The 3,352-nt window shown below is 57.7% G+C and carries 3 protein-coding genes; 1 reads left to right on the forward strand and 2 read right to left on the reverse strand.

Features of this window, described 5'->3' with window-relative positions; translation table 11 throughout:
• Positions 1-136 precede the first annotated feature (136 nt).
• Together AUC61_RS22035 and AUC61_RS22040 are read right to left on the reverse strand one after the other, a co-directional pair.
• The gene (locus AUC61_RS22035) at positions 137-1,843 is read right to left on the reverse strand and encodes a GMC family oxidoreductase (protein ID WP_243248294.1); all 1,707 of its coding nucleotides are present in this window, start codon (positions 1,841-1,843) and stop codon (positions 137-139) included.
• Between the two features lie 9 nt (positions 1,844-1,852).
• On the reverse strand, positions 1,853-2,890 hold the full coding sequence (locus tag AUC61_RS22040) for an ABC transporter substrate-binding protein (protein ID WP_243248296.1): 1,038 nt from the start codon (positions 2,888-2,890) through the stop codon (positions 1,853-1,855).
• Positions 2,891-3,062: 172 nt separating this feature from the next.
• Between AUC61_RS22040 and AUC61_RS22045 the strand changes: the two genes are divergently transcribed.
• Positions 3,063-3,352: hypothetical protein (locus AUC61_RS22045; RefSeq protein ID WP_243248298.1), on the forward strand; the 290-nt coding region annotated here is incomplete at its 3' end.

A 3,352-nucleotide genomic window follows, 5' to 3' on the forward strand; every position in this document is an offset into this window, starting at 1 on the left:
AGAAAATGCATTTCAATCCAGTAGCTTGCATATCGTTTGATGAGAGCGAATTCATTCGCAACCGGGCCAGTGCTGCAGACAAACCTGTATCGTCAGACACATCGCCTTCCCGGCCGAGGCCGGTCCAACGTCGCACCTACAAGTGCAATGTTTGCTGGGCGCTTTCAGCCTTGATCAAATCAGCCATGCGCTCGGCGATCATGATCGTCGGCACGTTGGTGTTGGCGCACGGAATCGACGGCATCAACGAAGCGTCGCACACCCGCAACCCGCGGACGCCGATCACGCGCCCATCGCTACCGGTCACGGCCTGCGGGTCATCAACGCGCCCCATACGACAGGTGCCGGAAGGATGCCAGGTACCGCCGACATTGCGCCGCACGAACTCGGTCAAAGCCGCGTCATCGGCAACCAGTTTCTTCAGCGTGACCCCTTGAGTAACCAGGCCGTGAATCAGCCATGCCCTAAGCGGTCCCGCGACATCCAGTAGCAAGCTCAAGGCACCGCGCAACACGCCATTGAGCACACCTGGCTGCGCAACTTTGGCCACTCGGGGCGAATAACTGGACGGGAAAACCACGCTGCACTGCGTCTTGAGCGAAGACGCTGACAAGGTCGCGGCGCCAAACTTCATTGCCTGTTTAAGGCGCTCCAGATCCCGGGTATCAGAGAGCATGTTGAAGCTCACCTCAGGTTCCTCAGCCGGATTACTGGACCGCAAACGCAGGCGACCTCTGGAAAACGATTTGTTGACCCAGAAGAACATCGTCCCCAGGCGATAGCCCAGCGAATGCCAACCGGAGCGCGACAGAATCGCACCGTGCATGTCGCAAGGCACGGTGTCCGGCAAGCCCGAGGAAAAGCGCACGATAGCCTGCTCGTGATGTTCATCGATGAAGGCAGTGCGGCCCGCTTTGTTGAGCAAGGCAGAGACCGCAATTGACGGATGCTCCATGAGGTTGCCGCCGACACCGGGACGATCCGCCACGACAAAAATCCCCAGTTGAATCAGCTCATCAGCGGGGCCTATACCACTGCGCATTAACACTGCCGGGCTGTGGATTGCCCCTGAGCAGACAATAACCTCCTTGGCGAAAACATCACTTGTGGTGCCGTCCGCAGCGATAATCCTTGCCCCCACGGCCTGATGAGACTTGAACAGCACGCGGTCGACCAGGCATTCAGTGCGTATGTTCAGATTGCTGCGTTGACGCACCTCATCAGAGAGATAGCACACGGAGGTGGGAATTCGCTCCCCTTCAGGACTGACGCCAATGGCGCCGACAAACACGCCAGGCTCCCAGGGTCCGTTCTGGTCCGGTTTCGTCGCCAGCCCGCCGTCGCCCAACGCACTCATGACTGCCCGGACGAAGGGTGAGAGAAAATCCTGGGCTGTACGGCGGATCCTCAGCGGTCCCTGACTACCGTGCAATGGCCCGTCAAAATCGGTGTCCGTTTCCAGCTTGCGAAAGTACGGCAGACAGCTGTCCCAGTTCCAGCCGCTGGCACCGAGTCGCTCCCACTCATCGTAATCGTCAGGAGCGCCGCGGTTGGTCATCAGCGCATTGATAGCCGAGCCACCGCCCAACAATCGTGCCTGTTCGTATCGGCGCTCGCTGGAACGCTTGCCCATCAGTGCCGTCAGTTGACGCCAGATGTTGCGCGCGTCCAGATAAGCGCGACCGGGATAACGGCTGCGAATTTCGGCAGGCATGTTGCCCGCCGAGATATCACGCCCCGCCTCAATCAGGCACACCCGCTTGTCAGGGTCTTCGGACAGTCGTGCCGCCAGCACGCAGCCTGCCGAACCGCCGCCAAGAATCAGGTAGTCGATCGCCTTCACGAGGTCAGCCTATTGAACAAACTTGAGCCAGCGATCCTTGGCCGCGATACCCGCGGGCGATGACCACCACTCTTCGGACATCAATGCCTGCTTCGCAGCGTTATCCGGCGAACTCGGCAGCTCTTTGGCCCGTTCTGCGGTGAGCTTCCCGGTACTGAACGCAGCGGGATTGCCTGGGCCATAGTCGATGTAGAGCGGCAGGTTAGCCTGCAGATCCGGCGACAGCGCTTCGTTGACGAACTTGACCGCTGTGGCGTAATTCGGAGCACCTTTGAGGATGCACAACTGGGTGTTTTGCAGGATGCCGTCGTTATAGGTGAAAGCGACATCAGGATTGTCCTTGCGCACCGCACTGGCGCGACCGTTCCAGATCATCAGCATGTCGACTTCACCATCGTTGAGCAGTTGTGCCGACTGCCCGCCTGAACTCCACCAGACCGCGATATCCGGCTTGATCTGTTCGAGGCGCTTGTAGGCACGGTCGACATCCAGCGGGTACAACTTGTCGCGAGGCACACCATCCGATAACAGCGCTGCTTCGAGGGTACCCATCGGGTCATTGCGCAATGAGCGTGTACCCGGAAAGTCTTTCACGTTCCAGAAATCGGTCCAGCTCTGCGGGACCTTCTTCAATGTTTTGGTGTTATAGCCCAACACCGACGAATAGAACTCGTAAGCGACGGAGTAAGGCGTGCGATAGGCTTCCGGCATCGCCTGAACATTGGGCATTTTGCTCAGGTCGAGTTTTTCGATCAGCCCTTCGTTACCCCCACGAATGCAGTTGGAGGGCGGGGTATCGATGACGTCCCAGACCGGCTTGCCTGCTGACCCCTGGGCTTTGACCATGGGTAAGGCATCAGGGACGCTGTCTTGCTTGATGGTGATGTTCAGGCGTTTGGCTGCCGGATCCAGGATCGCCTTGGTCTGGGCCTCCTGATACACCCCGCCCTGTGAAACAAAGGTGATTTCTTCTGCCGAGACCGACATCGCGAACGACACCGACACGCACAACAGGGATAAGACTGAACCCAATGAAACGGTTTTCATGGCAAATCTTCCTGAACGTAGAAATGATCGGCAGCTTCAAAAACCTTTCCTGAACACCCTGTAAAAACCCTCGTGCATGCTCAGGTTTGAATTTTTATAGTGACCGAGCGGGTCGGCTGGACGTTACAAGACCCCGGGGCAATCCGGCAATGCACGAATAATCATTACTGACATGATCTGCGGTTATGGCAAATCTGTGGGAGCACAGCTTGCTTGCGATAAGAACACCGCAGTTTCAAAGCAAGACCGCATCATCGTTCATCGCGAGCAAGCTCGACTCCTACAAAGACAGCGCTACTCCGTAACACCGGCCGGGCCTGCAGGCAGGGGGTCAAGCTTGCAGGCAAACATTGCTGACACGATCTTCAGTTATCCCGAATCTGTGGGAGCAAAGCTTGCTCGCGATAAGAACACCGAAGTTTCAAGCAAGACCGTGTCAGCGTTCATCGCGAGCAAGCTCGG

Origin of the sequence: Pseudomonas maioricensis, from assembly GCF_022790535.1 — a bacterium.
GTDB classification, from domain to species: Bacteria; Pseudomonadota; Gammaproteobacteria; order Pseudomonadales; family Pseudomonadaceae; genus Aquipseudomonas; species Aquipseudomonas maioricensis.